The 15,402-nt window shown below is 66.1% G+C and carries 28 protein-coding genes; all 28 read right to left on the bottom strand.

Annotated features, from left to right (window positions below):
- Positions 1-3: 3 nt before the first annotated feature.
- Positions 4-1,020 carry a DNA-directed RNA polymerase subunit alpha gene (locus tag ACIBG4_RS36370; protein WP_310708499.1) on the bottom strand — a complete coding sequence of 339 codons (1,017 nt, stop codon included), beginning with the start codon at positions 1,018-1,020 and terminating at the stop codon, positions 4-6.
- A 103-nt stretch (positions 1,021-1,123) separates the two neighbouring features.
- Positions 1,124-1,750 carry a 30S ribosomal protein S4 gene (gene rpsD / locus ACIBG4_RS36365; RefSeq protein ID WP_310708500.1) on the bottom strand — a complete coding sequence of 209 codons (627 nt, stop codon included), beginning with the start codon at positions 1,748-1,750 and terminating at the stop codon, positions 1,124-1,126.
- Positions 1,751-1,770: 20 nt separating this feature from the next.
- Positions 1,771-2,175, bottom strand: a complete 405-nt coding sequence (rpsK, locus tag ACIBG4_RS36360) for a 30S ribosomal protein S11 (RefSeq protein WP_020542285.1) — start codon at positions 2,173-2,175, stop codon at positions 1,771-1,773.
- 45 nt (positions 2,176-2,220) lie between these two features.
- On the bottom strand, positions 2,221-2,601 hold the full coding sequence (gene rpsM / locus ACIBG4_RS36355; RefSeq protein WP_310708501.1) for a 30S ribosomal protein S13: 381 nt from the start codon (positions 2,599-2,601) through the stop codon (positions 2,221-2,223).
- 250 nt (positions 2,602-2,851) lie between these two features.
- Complete coding sequence (gene rpmJ, locus ACIBG4_RS36350) at positions 2,852-2,965, bottom strand: 50S ribosomal protein L36 (RefSeq protein WP_003956441.1); 114 nt, start codon at positions 2,963-2,965, stop codon at positions 2,852-2,854.
- Positions 2,966-2,990: 25 nt separating this feature from the next.
- Positions 2,991-3,212: a translation initiation factor IF-1 gene (gene infA / locus ACIBG4_RS36345; RefSeq protein WP_012887858.1), complete on the bottom strand. Its 222-nt coding sequence runs from the start codon at positions 3,210-3,212 to the stop codon at positions 2,991-2,993.
- Positions 3,213-3,619: 407 nt separating this feature from the next.
- Positions 3,620-4,036: a hypothetical protein gene (locus tag ACIBG4_RS36340; protein ID WP_397206301.1), complete on the bottom strand. Its 417-nt coding sequence runs from the start codon at positions 4,034-4,036 to the stop codon at positions 3,620-3,622.
- A gap of 100 nt (positions 4,037-4,136) precedes the next feature.
- Entirely contained in the window at positions 4,137-4,556 is a 420-nt protein-coding gene (locus ACIBG4_RS36335) for a DUF1707 domain-containing protein (RefSeq protein ID WP_397206299.1), read from the bottom strand.
- Between the two features lie 32 nt (positions 4,557-4,588).
- Entirely contained in the window at positions 4,589-5,398 is an 810-nt protein-coding gene (map, locus tag ACIBG4_RS36330; protein ID WP_310708507.1) for a type I methionyl aminopeptidase, read from the bottom strand.
- 114 nt (positions 5,399-5,512) lie between these two features.
- Positions 5,513-6,163: an adenylate kinase gene (locus ACIBG4_RS36325; protein ID WP_310708508.1), complete on the bottom strand. Its 651-nt coding sequence runs from the start codon at positions 6,161-6,163 to the stop codon at positions 5,513-5,515.
- On the bottom strand, positions 6,163-7,473 hold the full coding sequence (gene secY, locus ACIBG4_RS36320) for a preprotein translocase subunit SecY (RefSeq protein ID WP_310708509.1): 1,311 nt from the start codon (positions 7,471-7,473) through the stop codon (positions 6,163-6,165). Before secY ends, ACIBG4_RS36325 begins: the two co-directional genes overlap by 1 nt.
- Positions 7,474-7,643: 170 nt before the next feature.
- On the bottom strand, positions 7,644-8,099 hold the full coding sequence (rplO, locus tag ACIBG4_RS36315) for a 50S ribosomal protein L15 (RefSeq protein WP_310708510.1): 456 nt from the start codon (positions 8,097-8,099) through the stop codon (positions 7,644-7,646).
- Between the two features lie 2 nt (positions 8,100-8,101).
- Positions 8,102-8,284, bottom strand: a complete 183-nt coding sequence (gene rpmD, locus ACIBG4_RS36310) for a 50S ribosomal protein L30 (RefSeq protein WP_080043226.1) — start codon at positions 8,282-8,284, stop codon at positions 8,102-8,104.
- A 2-nt stretch (positions 8,285-8,286) separates the two neighbouring features.
- Positions 8,287-8,916: a 30S ribosomal protein S5 gene (gene rpsE / locus ACIBG4_RS36305; RefSeq protein WP_049572667.1), complete on the bottom strand. Its 630-nt coding sequence runs from the start codon at positions 8,914-8,916 to the stop codon at positions 8,287-8,289.
- A 27-nt stretch (positions 8,917-8,943) separates the two neighbouring features.
- The gene (gene rplR / locus ACIBG4_RS36300; protein ID WP_310708513.1) at positions 8,944-9,327 is read right to left on the bottom strand and encodes a 50S ribosomal protein L18; all 384 of its coding nucleotides are present in this window, start codon (positions 9,325-9,327) and stop codon (positions 8,944-8,946) included.
- A 2-nt stretch (positions 9,328-9,329) separates the two neighbouring features.
- Positions 9,330-9,872 (bottom strand): 50S ribosomal protein L6, encoded by a 543-nt coding sequence (rplF, locus tag ACIBG4_RS36295; protein ID WP_310708514.1) that lies wholly within the window; start codon positions 9,870-9,872, stop codon positions 9,330-9,332.
- A 16-nt stretch (positions 9,873-9,888) separates the two neighbouring features.
- Positions 9,889-10,287: a 30S ribosomal protein S8 gene (gene rpsH / locus ACIBG4_RS36290; RefSeq protein WP_310708515.1), complete on the bottom strand. Its 399-nt coding sequence runs from the start codon at positions 10,285-10,287 to the stop codon at positions 9,889-9,891.
- A gap of 189 nt (positions 10,288-10,476) precedes the next feature.
- Entirely contained in the window at positions 10,477-10,662 is a 186-nt protein-coding gene (locus tag ACIBG4_RS36285) for a type Z 30S ribosomal protein S14 (protein WP_310708516.1), read from the bottom strand.
- Between the two features lie 2 nt (positions 10,663-10,664).
- Positions 10,665-11,240, bottom strand: a complete 576-nt coding sequence (rplE, locus tag ACIBG4_RS36280; RefSeq protein WP_310708517.1) for a 50S ribosomal protein L5 — start codon at positions 11,238-11,240, stop codon at positions 10,665-10,667.
- A complete protein-coding gene (gene rplX / locus ACIBG4_RS36275) occupies positions 11,240-11,533 on the bottom strand; it encodes a 50S ribosomal protein L24 (protein WP_310708557.1) in 294 nt (97 codons plus the stop codon). The genes rplE and rplX overlap by 1 nt, the downstream gene beginning before the upstream one ends.
- A gap of 11 nt (positions 11,534-11,544) precedes the next feature.
- On the bottom strand, positions 11,545-11,916 hold the full coding sequence (gene rplN / locus ACIBG4_RS36270) for a 50S ribosomal protein L14 (RefSeq protein ID WP_026214151.1): 372 nt from the start codon (positions 11,914-11,916) through the stop codon (positions 11,545-11,547).
- A gap of 183 nt (positions 11,917-12,099) precedes the next feature.
- Positions 12,100-12,387, bottom strand: a complete 288-nt coding sequence (gene rpsQ / locus ACIBG4_RS36265) for a 30S ribosomal protein S17 (protein WP_397206294.1) — start codon at positions 12,385-12,387, stop codon at positions 12,100-12,102.
- A complete protein-coding gene (gene rpmC / locus ACIBG4_RS36260) occupies positions 12,380-12,616 on the bottom strand; it encodes a 50S ribosomal protein L29 (protein WP_080047279.1) in 237 nt (78 codons plus the stop codon). Before rpmC ends, rpsQ begins: the two co-directional genes overlap by 8 nt.
- Complete coding sequence (rplP, locus tag ACIBG4_RS36255; protein ID WP_253768403.1) at positions 12,616-13,035, bottom strand: 50S ribosomal protein L16; 420 nt, start codon at positions 13,033-13,035, stop codon at positions 12,616-12,618. The genes rpmC and rplP overlap by 1 nt, the downstream gene beginning before the upstream one ends.
- 2 nt (positions 13,036-13,037) lie before the next feature.
- On the bottom strand, positions 13,038-13,889 hold the full coding sequence (gene rpsC / locus ACIBG4_RS36250) for a 30S ribosomal protein S3 (protein ID WP_310708521.1): 852 nt from the start codon (positions 13,887-13,889) through the stop codon (positions 13,038-13,040).
- Positions 13,889-14,242 carry a 50S ribosomal protein L22 gene (gene rplV / locus ACIBG4_RS36245; protein WP_148036781.1) on the bottom strand — a complete coding sequence of 118 codons (354 nt, stop codon included), beginning with the start codon at positions 14,240-14,242 and terminating at the stop codon, positions 13,889-13,891. Before rplV ends, rpsC begins: the two co-directional genes overlap by 1 nt.
- A 28-nt stretch (positions 14,243-14,270) precedes the next feature.
- Positions 14,271-14,549, bottom strand: coding sequence for a 30S ribosomal protein S19 (gene rpsS / locus ACIBG4_RS36240; protein ID WP_310708523.1), 279 nt, complete (start codon positions 14,547-14,549; stop codon positions 14,271-14,273).
- Between the two features lie 11 nt (positions 14,550-14,560).
- Positions 14,561-15,397, bottom strand: coding sequence for a 50S ribosomal protein L2 (gene rplB, locus ACIBG4_RS36235; protein WP_310708524.1), 837 nt, complete (start codon positions 15,395-15,397; stop codon positions 14,561-14,563).
- Positions 15,398-15,402 lie beyond the last annotated feature (5 nt).

Below are 15,402 nucleotides of genomic sequence, written 5' to 3'. Positions count from 1 at the left end.
GGTTCAGTACTGCTCGGTCTCGACGTACGCGCTGTCGTCGTCGTCGTAACCGGCGCCGGCCACCGCGCTCGGGTCGAACCCGGGCGGGGAGTCCTTGAGCGCCAGCGACATCTCGTGCAGCTTCTGCTTGACCTCTTCGATCGACTTGGCGCCGAAATTCCTTATGTCCAGCAGGTCCTGCTCGCTGCGCGCGACCAGCTCACCCACGGTGTGGATGCCCTCGCGCTTGAGGCAGTTGTAGGACCGGACGGTCAGGTTGAGCTCTTCGATCGGCAGCGCCAGGTCGGCCGCCAGAGCGGCGTCGGTGGGCGACGGGCCGATGTCGATGCCCTCGGCCTCGACGTTGAGCTCACGGGCCAGGCCGAACAGCTCGACGAGGGTCTTACCGGCGGAGGCCACCGCGTCGCGGGGCTTCATGGCCGGCTTGGTCTCGACGTCGAGGATCAGGCGGTCGAAGTCGGTGCGCTGCTCGACTCGGGTCGCCTCGACCTTGTAGGTGACCTTGAGCACCGGCGAGTAGATGGAGTCGATCGGGATGCGACCGATCTCCTGGCCGGGCTGCTTGTTCTGCGCGGCGGAGACGTAGCCGCGACCGCGCTCGACGGTCAGCTCCATCTCCAGCTTCGCCTTGCCGTTCAGCGTGGCGATGCGCAGCTCGGGGTTGTGCACCTCGACACCGGCCGGAGGCGCGATGTCGGCGGCGGTGACCTCACCCGGGCCCTGCTTGCGCAGGTACATCACGACCGGCTCGTCGTGCTCGGAGGAGACGACCAGCTCCTTGAGGTTGAGGATGATGTCGGTGACGTCTTCCTTGACCCCGGGAACGGTCGAGAACTCGTGCAGCACGCCCTCGATCCGGATGCTCGTCACGGCCGCGCCCGGAATGGACGACAGCAGCGTGCGGCGGAGCGAGTTGCCGATGGTGTAGCCGAAGCCCGGCTCCAGCGGCTCGATGATGAACCGGGACCGGGTCTCGTCGATCGACTCTTCGAGAAGAGTCGGGCGCTGAGCGATCAGCATGCGGGTTCTCCCCTTGTCGTGTGGCGACCGCTATATGACGCCACTCCGCTATACAGCCTAAATGGCGTACGGGCGGGCCGTACGCCATCAGGCAGACGAGTTGCTACTTGGAGTAGTACTCGACGATCAACTGCTCCTGGACCTGGGTGTCGATCTGCTGCCGGACGGGCAGCTGGTGAACCAGGACGCGGAGCTTCTCCGGCACGACGCCCAGCCAGGCCGGGACGGTGCGGTCGCCGGCGGTGGCGCGAGCCACCTCGTACGGCAGAAGGTTGCGCTTGGTCTCGCGCACCTCGATGATGTCGTGCTCGCGCACGCGGTACGACGGGATGTCGACCTTCTTGCCGTTGACCAGGATGTGGCCGTGGCGGACCTGCTGGCGGGCGGCGTCACGCGACTGGGCGAACCCGGCGCGGTACACCACGTTGTCGAGGCGGCTCTCCAGGATCTGGAGGAGAACCTCACCCGACTTGCCGCTCTTGCCCGCGGCTTCCTCGTAGTAGTTGCGGAACTGCTTCTCGAGGACGCCGTAGATCCGGCGGGTCTTCTGCTTCTCACGAAGCTGAAGCTGGTACTCGGACTCCTTGGGACGTCCGCGACCGTGCTCACCCGGCGGGTAAGGGCGAATCTCGATGGGGCACTTGGCGGACTCGCACTTGCTGCCCTTGAGGAAGAGCTTGGTCTTCTCGCGACGGCAGAGCTTGCAGTCCGCGCCCGTGTAACGAGCCATTTCTCAATATCTCCTGGGGATCAGACGCGGCGGCGCTTCGGCGGACGGCAGCCGTTGTGCGGCACCGGGGTGACGTCCTGGATCGAACCCACCTCGAGGCCGGTGGCCTGGAGGGAGCGGATCGCGGTCTCACGACCGGAGCCGGGGCCCTTCACGAAGACGTCGACCTTGCGCATGCCGTGCTCCATGGCGCGGCGAGCGGCGTTCTCGGCAGCCATCTGGGCGGCGAACGGGGTGGACTTACGGGAGCCCTTGAAACCCACGTGGCCGGCGCTGGCCCAGGAGATCACGTTCCCGTTGGGGTCCGTGATCGAGACGATCGTGTTGTTGAACGTGCTCTTGATGTGGGCGTGCCCGTGAGCGACGTTCTTCTTTTCCTTGCGGCGCACCTTCTTGGGCGCACCCTGACGGCTCTTAGGAGGCATCCTTTGCCTTCACTCCTGAGGTGTTCGGTCCCGCGGCTGCGAGGACTACTTCTTACCGGGCTTCTTCTTGCCGGCCACGGTCTTCTTCTTGCCCTTGCGGGTGCGCGCGTTGGTCTGGGTGCGCTGGCCGTGGACGGGCAGGCCCTTGCGGTGCCGGATGCCCTGGTAGCAACCGATTTCGATCTTGCGACGGATGTCGGCCTGGACCTCGCGACGCAGGTCACCCTCGATCTTGAAGTTCGCCTCGATGTAGTCACGCATCGGGACGAGCTCGTTGTCGCTGAGCTGGTGGACCCGGAGGTCGCCGCTGACACCGGTCGCCTCGAGGATCTCCTGGGCGCGGGTGCGGCCGATTCCGTAGATGTAGGTGAGAGCGATCTCCAGCCGCTTTTCGCGGGGGAGGTCGACGCCAACCAGGCGGGCCATGGTCGGGCATTCTCCTTCGTGGTGGCGGAGGTCTTACGCCTCATCTCCCCTCCCCATGCCCGGGGTGAGGGCCCCGGCCTCCGACCGGGGGTCTCCTGAGTGGTCCGGCCTTCCGTGCGCGTCCCGGAGCCGAAGCCTCGGGGCGGCACGCCGCCTGCTCAGGTGTGAAGCGTTACTACAGTCCCAGGCTTCTCATGCGTCGAGCCCGCTCCCTGAAATCGGGGCGGACTCGGAGAAGCCTTTGCGGCGACTAGCCCTGACGCTGCTTGTGGCGCAGGTTGTCGCAGATCACCATGACGCGACCGTGCCGGCGGATCACCTTGCACTTGTCGCAGATCTTCTTGACGCTCGGCTTTACCTTCATTGTCCTTCGTGTTCCTCAGACGTCTTCACTTGTATCGGTAGACGATCCGCCCACGACTGAGGTCGTAGGGGCTCAGTTCCACGACCACCCGGTCGTCGGGGAGGATTCGGATGTAGTGCATCCGCATCCGTCCGCTGATGTGGGCCAGGACCTTATGGCCGTTGTCGAGCTGCACCCGGAACATCGCGTTCGGGAGCGACTCAACCACAGTGCCCTCAATCTCGATGGCGCCGTCTTTCTTGGCCAAAATCCCTCGCGTTTCACTGATCGATCGTCTGAGGCTCCGGTTCACTAAGCAGCCGCGACTTCACGCTTCGAAGAGAGCGACGGCCGGCAAGGACCGCCGACGCGTGATAGTCATAGTGAGCCGACTAAGGAGTGTACGACACCTGAGCCTAAAACGCGAAACGCGTGCCAGGTGTCCTGACACAACCACGAGACAGTTTACCCCACGCCCAAGTGCGCGTGACCCACCCCGGCGGCCGCGCCCCTTCCGGAGGCACGCCCTTGGCATGCGCGAGGCCCGCCGGCGGGATGCCGGCGGGCCTCGGAGCCGGAGCCGCGGGAGCCCGGACGACGTGCGAGGTGGCGCCGAAGGCGACGCCCGTGATGGCCGCCCCCGTGATGGCCGCGTCCGTGGAGTGCGGTGGAGCATCAGTAGATGCGGTAGACCTTGCCGCAGTCGTTGAACTTGCCGCCCCAGCAGGTGTACGTGTAGACCCGGGCGAGCCCCTTCTTCGACCAGGTCTCACTGCGCGAGCCGTCCCACTGGCGGACGAACTTGCCGCCGCCCCCGCCCTTGACCTCGTACCGGAACCAGATCCAGCCGGACCTGGGCGTGGACTCCTTGCCGTACCACTTGGTGTAGACCCGGCCACCGGACTTCCAGGTGTAGCCGTAGCTGTGGGCCCTGTGGCTCTTGGAGTAGAACGTGCCCCACTTGTGGACCGGGGCGCTCCGGGCCGCGCCGGCCGTGGCGGTGGTGGTGGCCGCCTGCGCGGCGGGGGCGGCCAGGGCGAGCCCGGTGGCGAGGGAGCCGGCGAGGGTGGCCGCCGCGATGAGCTTCTGCATGTCTTCCTCCGGTGAGTCGGTGCTTCTCGATGCGACTCACGTTAGGAAGATTCGACTGTCCGATCTGTGGAGGAATGCGCAGAGTGCACTAGTGCACACTTCAGCGCTTCTTCGATGATCCCCCGGACCCGAAGATCGTGCTCATCAGCAGGATCACACCCCACGGGCCCATGACCCACAACGGCCACGGGTAGATGAGATGCTCGGCCGTCACGCTGACGATCAGCCAGATGACCCAGTTCACGGAGCTGGCCATCGCCCATGAGGCCCACGCGGCCCGCATGCCGGCGTGCGCCTTGGCCTGCTTGGCCGCCGCCTTGTCGGTCTTCTTGGCGAGCTGCCGGTGGCGCAGGTCCACGTCGGGCAGGTCCGAGGTCAGCCGCTGGAGCTCGCCGTAGGTCTTGCTCTGGTAGAGGTGTTCCAGCCGCTCGTTGAACTCCTCCATGGTGATCCGGCCCTGGGCGGTGTGCTCGCGGAGCACTGCGGCCACCCGGTCGCGATCGGCATCGGAAGCACGCATTTCGGGGCTCTGAGCCATCCCACCACTCCCGGTCAGTTGTGCGGCTGCGCCAGGCGCGATTCGCCCCCGTCTAGAGCGGTAAGCACCCAAGGTCCATTATGTGTCACGGCGACGCTGTGTTCGAAGTGCGCGGACTGCTTGCCGTCGATGGTGACGACGGTCCAGTCGTCGGCCAGCACGCGGGTCCGAGGTGTGCCGAGGTTGACCATCGGCTCGATGGCCAGGCACATGCCCTCCTCCAGCAGCGGGCCCTTGCCCGGCCGGCCGTGGTTGGCGATCCACGGATCCATGTGCATCTCGGTGCCGATGCCGTGGCCGCCGTACTCCGGGGGGATGCCGAATCGGCCCTGCGACCGGACGTAGCGCTCGATCTCGTAGCCGATGTCGGACAGGTGGCGGCCGGGGGTGAGCGCGGCGATGCCGCACCACATGGCCTCCTCGGTGATCCGCATCAGCTCCGTGAGCTCCGGGGCCACCTCCCCCACGGGAACCGTCACGGCCGAGTCGCCGTGCCAGCCGTCGAGGATGGCGCCGCAGTCGATCGAGATGATGTCGCCCTCACGCAGCTTGCGGGCCTTGGTCGGGATCCCGTGCACGACCTCCTCGTTGACCGACGCGCAGATCGTCGCGGGAAAGCCCTGGTAGCCCTTGAACGACGGGACCGCGCCCTCTTCCCTGATCGCCTTCTCGGCGATGACGTCGAGGTCCAGCGGCGTCATGCCCGGCTCGACCGAGCGCTTCAGCAGGTCCAGCGTGCGCCCGACGACGAGACCGGCCGAGCGCATCTTCTCCAGCTGCTCCGCCGACTTGATCTGAATTCCATGCCTGTTCTTCTTGAACACGTTTCGGCACCCCTAGGGTTGGCAACGAGCGGACGCGGGAGCCCAATTCCCCCCACAATAGCCGCGAGGTGGCACGAAGAAATCTCGTGCCACCTCGTCAGTCCGTCAGCAGAGCTATCCCGTGAAAGGGCGGATCGCCTCCATGGCACGCTCGGTGACCTCCTCGACCGGGCCGGTCGCGTCGACACCGACCAGGATGCCCTCGTCGGCGTAGTAGGCGATGAGGGGTGACGTCTGCTCCTGGTAGACCTCCAGGCGGTGCCTGATGGTCTCCTCCTTGTCGTCGTCACGCTGGAACAGCGCGCCGCCACAGACGTCGCACCGGTCGTCCTTCTTGTCGTCGAACTCCACGTGCCAGATGCGGCCGCACTGGCTGCACGTGCGACGGCCGGCGAGGCGGCGGACCACCTCGTCGTCGTCGACCACGAGCTCCAGCACCAGGTCGAGCGCCAGCCCCCAGTCCTTGAGCATGTCGCGCAGGATCTCGGCCTGCGGGACGTTGCGGGGGAAGCCGTCGAGCAGGAAGCCGTCCTGCGCGTCGTCCTCGGAGAGACGGTCACGGACCATGGCGATGGTCACCTCGTCGGGCACCAGGTCGCCGCGGTCCATGTACGTCTTGGCCAGCTTGCCGAGCTCCGTGCCGCCCGAGACGTTGGCACGGAAGATGTCACCTGTCGAGATCTTCGGGATGGACAGGTTGGATGCGATGTACTGGGCCTGCGTCCCCTTTCCCGCTCCGGGGGGCCCTACCAGAACGAGACGCACTACCGCAGGAAGCCTTCGTAGTTACGCTGCTGCAGCTGGCTCTCGATCTGCTTCACCGTGTCCAGGCCGACACCAACCATGATCAGAATGCTCGTCCCTCCGAACGGGAAGTTCTGGCTCGCACCGGCCACCGCCAGCGCGACGATCGGGACCATGGCGATCAGACCCAGATAGAGCGCGCCGGGCGCGGTCAGACGGGTGAGCACGAAGTTCAGGTATTCAGCCGTCGGCCGGCCCGGGCGGATGCCCGGAATGAACCCACCGTACTTCTTCATGTTGTCGGCCACTTCAGGGGGGTTGAAAGTGATGGACACGTAGAAGTACGTGAAGAACACGATCAGCACGAAAAACGTGATCATGTACGTGGGGGTGGTGCCCCCGGCCAGGTTCTGCGCGATCCACTGGACCACCGCGTTCGGGTTGGCGGTGTTGGCGAACAGCGACGTGATGAGCTGCGGAAGGTAGAGCAGCGACGAGGCGAAGATGACCGGGATGATGCCGGCCTGGTTGACCTTCAGCGGGATGTAGGTCGAGGTGCCGCCGTACATCCGCCGGCCGACCATCCGCTTGGCGTACTGCACGGGGATACGGCGCTGAGCCTGCTCGACGAAGACCACCGCGGCGATCATGAAGATACCGACGATCATGACGACCGCGAAGGTGAACTTGTTGGCCTGGAAGATGCTGGCCAGCTCCGACGGGAACACCGACACGACGGAGGTGAAGATCAGGATCGACATGCCGTTGCCGACGCCGCGGTCCGTGATGAGCTCGCCCAGCCACATGATCACGGAGGTGCCGGCCGTCATGATGACGACCATCGTGATGATCTGGAAGATGTCGTTCGGGTTGAGCAGCACGTCCTGCTGGCAGTTCGGGAACAGCTGACCGGAGCGCGCGAGCGCGATGAAGGCCGTGGACTGGAGGACGCCGAGGCCGATCGTCAGATAACGCGTATACTGCGTGATCTTGGTCTGGCCTGCCTGCCCCTCCTTCTTGAGTGCCTCAAGACGAGGAATCACGACAACGAGCAGCTGCAGGATGATGCTCGCCGTGATGTACGGCATGATGCCGAGGGCGAACACCGACAGCTTCAGAAGCGCGCCGCCACTGAACAGCTGCACCATTCCATAGATGTTGCCGGAGGCTCCGTTACGCGCCTCCTGGAAGCAGTTCGCCAGATTCTCGACGTGAACGCCCGGAGTCGGAAGAACCGAGCCAAGACGGAACAGCGCGATGATGCCCAGAGTGAAGAGCAACTTCTTGCGCAGGTCCGGCGTCCGGAACGCCCGGGTAAACGCGGTCAGCACGGTCCCTCCTGCGCGCCTATAAGGCGATGTGAGTATGCGATGGTGCGGGGATCTGCCATCTGAAGTCTCAAGTCAAACGAGCCGGACAGAAGCCTGCCGTCTCGCGAACTCTAACGCACTACGGGCGTGGGAGCCCATTGTCAGGGCCCCCACGCCTCGTCATAGCGTATTTACAGCTCGGTAACGGAGCCACCGGCAGCGGCGATCTTCTCCTTGGCGGCGGCCGAGAAGGCGTGAGCCTGCACGTTCACCGCGACGGAGATCTCGCCGGTGCCGAGCACCTTCACGAGCTGGTTCTTACGGACAGCACCCTTGGCGACCAGCGTCTCCACGGTGACCTCGCCACCGTCGGGGAACAGCTCGCCGATCCTGTCCAGGTTGACGACCTGGTAGGAGGTCTTGAACAGCGCGTTGGAGAAGCCCTTGAGCTTCGGCAGACGCCTCTGCAGCGGCACCTGGCCACCCTCGAAGCCGAGGGGCACCCCGGTACGGGCCCGCGAGCCCTTGGTGCCGCGACCGGCCGTCTTGCCCTTGGAGCCCTCGCCACGGCCCTTGCGGACCTTGGACTTGTTGGCGCCAGGAGCAGGACGCAGGTCGTGAATCTTCAGCGGAGCCTTGTCAGTCATGACTAGTCGACCTCTTCCACCTCGACGAGGTGCGTCACCACGGAGACCATGCCACGAATCTCGGGCCGGTCCTCCTTGACGACGACGTCGCCGATTCGCTTCAGGCCAAGCGAACGCAGCGAGTCACGCTGGTTCTGCTTGCCACCGATCTTCGAGCGAACCTGAGTGATCTTCAGGCGTGCCATGACTAGCTCACCGCCTTCGCCGCGGCGGCCTCCGCGATGCCCTCGCGCTGAGCCTTGAGCATCCGGGCCGGAGCGACATCCTCGATCGGCAGGCCACGACGGGCGGCGATCTCCTCGGGCCGGGACAGGCCCTTCAGAGCAGCCACGGTGGCGTGCACGATGTTGATCGGGTTGTCGGAGCCGAGCGACTTGGAGAGCACGTCGTGGATGCCCGCGCACTCCAGGACCGCGCGCACCGGGCCACCGGCGATGACGCCGGTACCGGCCGAGGCGGGACGCAGGAAGACGACGCCGGCCGCCTCCTCGCCCTGCACGGTGTGCGGAATCGTGCCCTGGATGCGAGGCACCTTGAAGAAGTGCTTCTTCGCCTCTTCGACGCCCTTGGCGATGGCCGCGGGCACTTCCTTTGCCTTGCCGTAACCGACGCCGACCAGGCCGTTGCCGTCACCGACGACAACGAGGGCGGTGAAGCTGAAGCGACGACCACCCTTCACGACCTTGGCCACTCGGTTGATCTTCACTACGCGCTCGATGTACGAGACGCCCTTGTCGGCGGCGCCACCGCGGCGATCGTCACGACGGTCCCGCCGCTCGCCACCGGTGCCGCCACCGCGACGCGGAGCTGCAGCCATCAGTGGTTCCTCATCTCAGTAGCCATATCAGAACTCGAGCCCGCCTTCGCGGGCGCTGTCCGCCAGGGCGGCGATACGCCCGGCGTAGCGGTTGCCACCGCGGTCGAAGACGACAGCGGTGATCCCGGCTTCCTTGGCCCGCTGAGCGAGGAGCTCGCCGACCTTCTTCGCCTTCTCGGTCTTGTCCGCCTCGAGCGTGCGCAGCGAGGCGTCCATGGTGGACGCGCTCACCAGCGTGTGGCCGGCGGTGTCGTCCACGATCTGGACGAACATGTGACGGGTCGAGCGGTTGACGACCATGCGGGGGCGCGCAGTCGTGCCGACGACGTTCTTGCGGACGCGGCGGTGACGGCGGGCCCGCGAGACGGTGCGGGCAGCCGTGTGCTTGCTGAACGCAGTCTTCGGAGCCATGCCTACTTACCAGCCTTTCCGACCTTGCGGCGGATCTGTTCGCCCTGGTAACGCACGCCCTTGCCCTTGTACGGGTCAGGCTTGCGCAACTTGCGGATGTTGGCGGCGACCTCGCCGACCTTCTGCTTGTCGATGCCGTCCACGTGGAACAGGGTCGGCTTCTCGACGCGGAAGGTGACGCCCTCGGGGGCGTCGACGATGACCGGGTGACTGAAGCCCAGTGCGAACTCCAGCTGCGTCGGGCCCTTGGCCTGGACGCGGTAACCGACGCCCACGATCTCCAGGGTCTTGGAGTAACCCTGCGTGACGCCCTGCACCATGTTGGCGATGAGGGTGCGAGACAGGCCGTGCAGCGCGCGGACCTTGTTCTCGTCGTTGGGGCGGGTGACGGCGACAGCGCCGTCGTCGTCCCGAGCCACCGAAATGGGCTCGGCGACCGAGTGAGTGAGCGTGCCCTTCGGTCCCTTGACCTGGACATCCTGGCCGGTGATCGTGATGTCTACGCCACTGGGCACAGGGATGGGCAGCCGTCCGATTCGCGACATGCTGTGTTACTCCCTTCTACCAGACGTAGGCGAGGACTTCCCCGCCCACACCACGCTTGCCGGCCTGCTTGTCGGTCATGAGGCCGGCGGACGTCGAGATGATCGCGACGCCGAGCCCGCCCAGGACCCGAGGCAGGTTGTCCTTCTTCGCATAGACCCGCAGACCGGGCTTGGAGACCCGGCGCAGGCCCGCGAGCGACCGCTCACGGGTCGGCCCGAACTTGAGCTCCACCACGAGGCTCTTGCCCACCTTGGCGTCCTCGACGGCCCAAGACTGGATGTAGCCCTCCTGCTGGAGGATCTCGGCGATGTGCGCCTTGATCTTCGAATACGGCATAGTCACACTCTCGTGGTACGCCGAGTTCGCATTGCGCAGACGCGTCAACATGTCTGCGATGGGGTCGGTCATCGTCATGGCCAGTGGCCTTCCTCGCCGCGGTTTCCAGTCGGCGAAGCATCGAGTGCTTCTGCACCGCTCTGCCGGTGGACCTTCGGCGTGGTCATGGGTGCTCTCGGCGAGAGCGCCCTGGGTTTGTCAGCGTTTCGCTTGCTATGTACGGCCGGCAGCCCGCGGGGGCGACGTCACGCCGCCCCCACAGGGTAACTACCAGCTGGACTTGGTGATGCCAGGCAGCTCGCCCCGGTGCGCCATCTCACGGAAGCAGACGCGGCACAGGCCGAACTTCCTGTAGACGGCGCGGGGACGACCGCAGCGCGTGCACCGGGTGTAGCCCCGGACCTCGAACTTCGGCTTGCGATTAGCCTTGGCGATCAGCGACTTCTTCGCCATGATCAGGCCTCCTTGAAGGGGAAGCCGAGGAGCTTCAGCAGCGCCCGGCCCTGGTCGTCGGTCTTCGCGGTGGTCACGATCGTGATGTCCATGCCCCGCGGCCGGTCGACCTTGTCCTGGTCGACCTCGTGGAACATGACCTGCTCGGTCAGACCGAACGTGTAGTTGCCGTTGCCGTCGAACTGCTTCGGCGACAGGCCGCGGAAGTCACGGATGCGGGGCAGCGCCAGCGACAGCAGCCTGTCGAGGAACTCCCACATGCGGTCGCCGCGAAGCGTGACGTGCGCGCCGATCGGCATGCCCTCGCGCAGCTTGAACTGGGCGATGGACTTGCGGGCCCGGACGACGGCCGGCTTCTGGCCGGTGATCACGGTGAGGTCGCGAACGGCGCCCTCGATGAGCTTCGAGTCGCGAGCCGCCTCGCCGACACCCATGTTGACCTTGATCTTCACCAGGCCGGGGATCTGCATGACGTTCTCGATGCCGAAGTCCTCGCGAAGCTTGGCCGCGATCTCCTCGCGGTACTTCGTCTTGAGGCGCGGCGTCGGACGCTCGGTCTCAGTGGTCGTGGCAGTCATCAGCTGTCCTCACCCGTCTCGTCGGCCTTCTTCTCGTCGGCCTTCTTGTCGGCGGGCTTGTCGTCCTTGAGCTTCTTCACGTTGCTCACGTGGATGGCGGCCTCCATGGTCTGCACGCCGCCGGTCTTGGCGCCGCGCGGACCCTGGTGGGTCTCCTTCGTGTGCTTCTTGATCATGTTGACGCCCTCGACCACCACGCGGTCCCTGTCCGGGAGGGTGGCGATGACGTGACCCTTGGCGCCCTTGTCCTTGCCGGCGATGACCTGGACGAGGTCACCCTTCTTCACATGCAGCTGCTTGGGCATTACAGCACCTCCGGCGCGAGCGAGATGATGCGCATGAACTTCTTGTCGCGCAGCTCACGGCCGACCGGGCCGAAGATACGAGTGCCACGAGGGTCACCGCTGTCCTTGATGATGACGGCGGCGTTCTCGTCGAAGCGGATGTAGGAGCCGTCGGGCCGGCGGCGCTCCTTGACAGTGCGGACGATGACGGCCTTGACCACGTCGCCCTTCTTGACGCCCGTGCTGCCCGGCAGCGCGTCCTTGACAGTGGCGACGATGACGTCGCCGATACCGGCGTAGCGTCGGCCCGAACCGCCGAGAACGCGGATGCAGAGAATCTCCTTGGCACCCGTGTTGTCGGCGACCTTGAGCCGCGACTCCTGCTGGATCACGATTACTCCTGTTAGTCGCGCCGGTTCTCATCGCTGAGCCTGGCGGAACCCGTCGGTTTCTTGGTCCTCCGGCCACAACTCCGCAGAGCCGCACCGCAGGCGACGCGGGAAGCTCCCACGTCCTTGGACACCGTCATGGGGGGTGTCTCCACCCCCCACGAGGCGCGGTATATCCGAGAAGGGTTACTTGGCCTTCTCGAGGATCTCGACGACCCGCCACCGCTTGGTGGCGGAGAGCGGACGAGTCTCCATCAGAAGCACACGGTCGCCCACGCCACAGGCGTTGGACTCGTCGTGCGCCTTGTACTTGGTCGTACGGCGGATGACCTTGCCGTACAGACGGTGCTTGACGCGGTCCTCGACGGCGACGACGACGGTCTTGTCCATCTTGTCGCTGACGACCAGGCCCTCACGGACCTTGCGGAAGTTCCGCGAGTCGTCGTTCGTCTCGGTGGTCTCGGTCTCAGCCATCGCTCGTCTCCTTCTCGACCGTGACGATGCCGAGCTCACGCTCGCGCATCACGGTGTAGATACGGGCGATCTCGCGGCGGACAGCACGCAGCCGCCCGTGGCTCTCCAACTGACCGGTCGCCGCCTGGAAGCGGAGGTTGAACAGCTCCTCCTTGGCTTCCTTGAGCTTCTGGACCAGGGTGTCCTGGTCCTCCACCCGCAGCTCGCCGGCGGTCAGGCCCTTAGCCATCACGCCTCACCCACTTCACGCTTAACGATCTTGCACTTCATCGGGAGCTTGTGGATCGCGCGCTGAAGCGCCTCGCGCGCGACCGGCTCCGCCACGCCGGACAGCTCGAACATCACGCGTCCGGGCTTGACGTTGGCGATCCACCACTCGGGGGAGCCCTTACCGGAACCCATGCGGGTCTCGGCCGGCTTCTTGGTGAGCGGACGGTCGGGGTAGATGTTGATCCACACCTTGCCGCCACGACGGATGTGGCGGGTCATGGCGATACGAGCCGACTCGATCTGGCGGTTGGTCACGTAGGAGTGCTCAAGCGCCTGAATGCCGAACTCGCCGAACACGACCCTGGTGCCGCCCTTGGCGGCTCCGCTGCGGTCAGGCCGGTGCTGCTTGCGGTGCTTGACCCTGCGCGGGATCAGCATGGTCAGCTCCCTTCAGCACCCGGCTGCGCAGCCGGGCCGGTCTCGGGGGCAGCCTGCGCGGCCGCCTCAGTCCTGGGGGCACGGTCACCACGGCCGCCACCACGGCGGGCGCCACCGGCGCCACCACCGCGACGGGGACGGTCGCCGCCGCCGCCACCCCTACGGTCGTCACGCTCGCGACGCTGGCCGGCGCGGGCACCGGCAGCGGCCGCCTCGCGCTCGGCGCGGCTCGTCGGAGCCTCGCCCTTGTAGATCCACACCTTCACGCCGATGCGGCCGAAGGTGGTACGGGCCTCGTAGAAGCCGTAGTCGATGTCCGCGCGCAGCGTGTGCAGCGGCACACGACCCTCGCGGTAGAACTCCGACCTCGACATCTCAGCGCCGCCCAGACGGCCGGAGCACTGGACACGGATGCCCTTGGCGCCGGACTTCATGGCGGACTGCATCGCCTTGCGCATGGCACGGCGGAACGAGACACGGCTGGACAGCTGCTCGGCCACGCCCTGCGCGACGAGCTGCGCGTCGATCTCCGGGTTCTTGACCTCGAGGATGTTGAGCTGGACCTGCTTCTTGGTCAGCTTCTCCAGGTCGCCACGGATACGGTCCGCCTCGGCGCCGCGCCGGCCGATCACGATGCCGGGACGCGCGGTGTGGATGTCCACCTGCACGCGGTCCGTCGTGCGCTCGATCTCGACCTTGGAGATGCCGGCCCGCTCCATGCCCTTCTGCAGCATGCGGCGGATCGCCACGTCCTCGGCGACGTACGACTTGTACAGCTTGTCGGCGTACCACCGGCTCTTGAAGTCGGTCGTGATGCCGAGGCGGAACCCGTGCGGGTTAACCTTCTGGCCCACTATCGGGTCCTTCCCTTCGGCTCGCGGGACTCCACGATCACAGTGATGTGGCTCGTCCGCTTGTTGATCCGATAGGCGCGACCCTGTGCACGCGGACGGAACCGCTTCAGCGTCGGGCCCTCGTCGACCCACGCCCGGCTGACGACGAGCGTCTGCGGGTCGAGGTCGAAGTTGTGCTCAGCGTTCGCCACGGCGCTGCTGAGCACCTTGTAGATAGGCTCGCTCGCCGACTGGGGAGCGAACTGCAGCACGGCCTGCGCCTCCGAAGCGGGCAGCCCGCGAATAAGGTCCACCACGCGGCGGGCCTTCTGGGGCGTGACGCGGACGAACCGCGCCTGAGCCCTGGCTTCCATCGCTTACTCCTCTTACTTCTGAAGGCTGCTATCGCCGGCTGCGGCGGTCTTCCTTGACGTGGCTGCGGAAGGTGCGCGTCGGGGCGAACTCTCCCAGCTTGTGGCCGATCATCGCCTCGGTGACGAACACCGGCACGTGCTTGCGGCCATCGTGAACGGCGATCGTGTGCCCGAGCATGTCAGGCACGATCATGGAGCGCCGCGACCACGTCTTGATGACGTTCTTGGTGCCCTTCTCGTTCTGGACGTCGACCTTCTTCTGAAGGTGCTCGTCCACGAAGGGACCCTTCTTAAGGCTACGTGGCATTTCGGCTGCTCCTACCGCTTCTTCCTCTTGCTCCGACGACGGATGATCAGCCGGTCGCTGGACTTGTTGGCCTGGCGGGTGCGGCCCTCGGGCTTGCCCTTGGGGTTCACCGGGTGGCGACCACCAGAGGTCTTGCCCTCACCACCACCGTGCGGGTGGTCGACGGGGTTCATCGCGACACCGCGGACGGTCGGGCGCTTGCCCTTCCACCGCATACGGCCGGCCTTGCCCCAGTTGATGTTGGCCTGCTCGGCGTTGCCGACCTGGCCGACCGACGCCCGGCAACGCACGTCGACCATGCGCATTTCACCGGACGGCATACGCAGGGTGGCGTACTGGCCTTCCTTGGCGAGCAGCTGGATCTGGGCGCCCGCGGAGCGGCCGAGCTTGGCGCCGCCGCCCGGACGGAGCTCCACCGCGTGGATGAAGGTACCCGTCGGGATGTTGCGCAGCGGCAGGCAGTTGCCCGGCTTGATGTCGGCAGCGGGGCCGTTCTCGATGCGGTCGCCCTGCTTCAGGCCGGTCGGCGCGATGATGTAGCGCTTCTCGCCGTCGGCGTAGTGCAGCAGAGCGATGTTGGCGGTGCGGTTGGGGTCGTACTCGATGTGAGCGACCTTCGCCGGAATGCCATCCTTGTCATGCCTACGGAAGTCAATGATCCGGTAGGCGCGCTTGTGACCGCCGCCCTGGTGGCGCGCGGTGACCCGGCCGTGTACGTTGCGGCCGCCCTTGTTGTGAAGGGGCGCAAGCAACGACTTCTCGGGCGTGCTGCGCGTGATCTCGGAGAAGTCCGAGACACTCGAGCCGCGGCGACCCGGAGTCGTCGGCTTGTACTTACGGATGCCCATCTTTT

It is taken from the genome of Nonomuraea sp. NPDC050383, assembly GCF_044459125.1.
Taxonomy (GTDB): domain Bacteria; phylum Actinomycetota; class Actinomycetes; order Streptosporangiales; family Streptosporangiaceae; genus Nonomuraea.
This window is presented reverse-complemented; position numbering and strand designations above follow the sequence as displayed.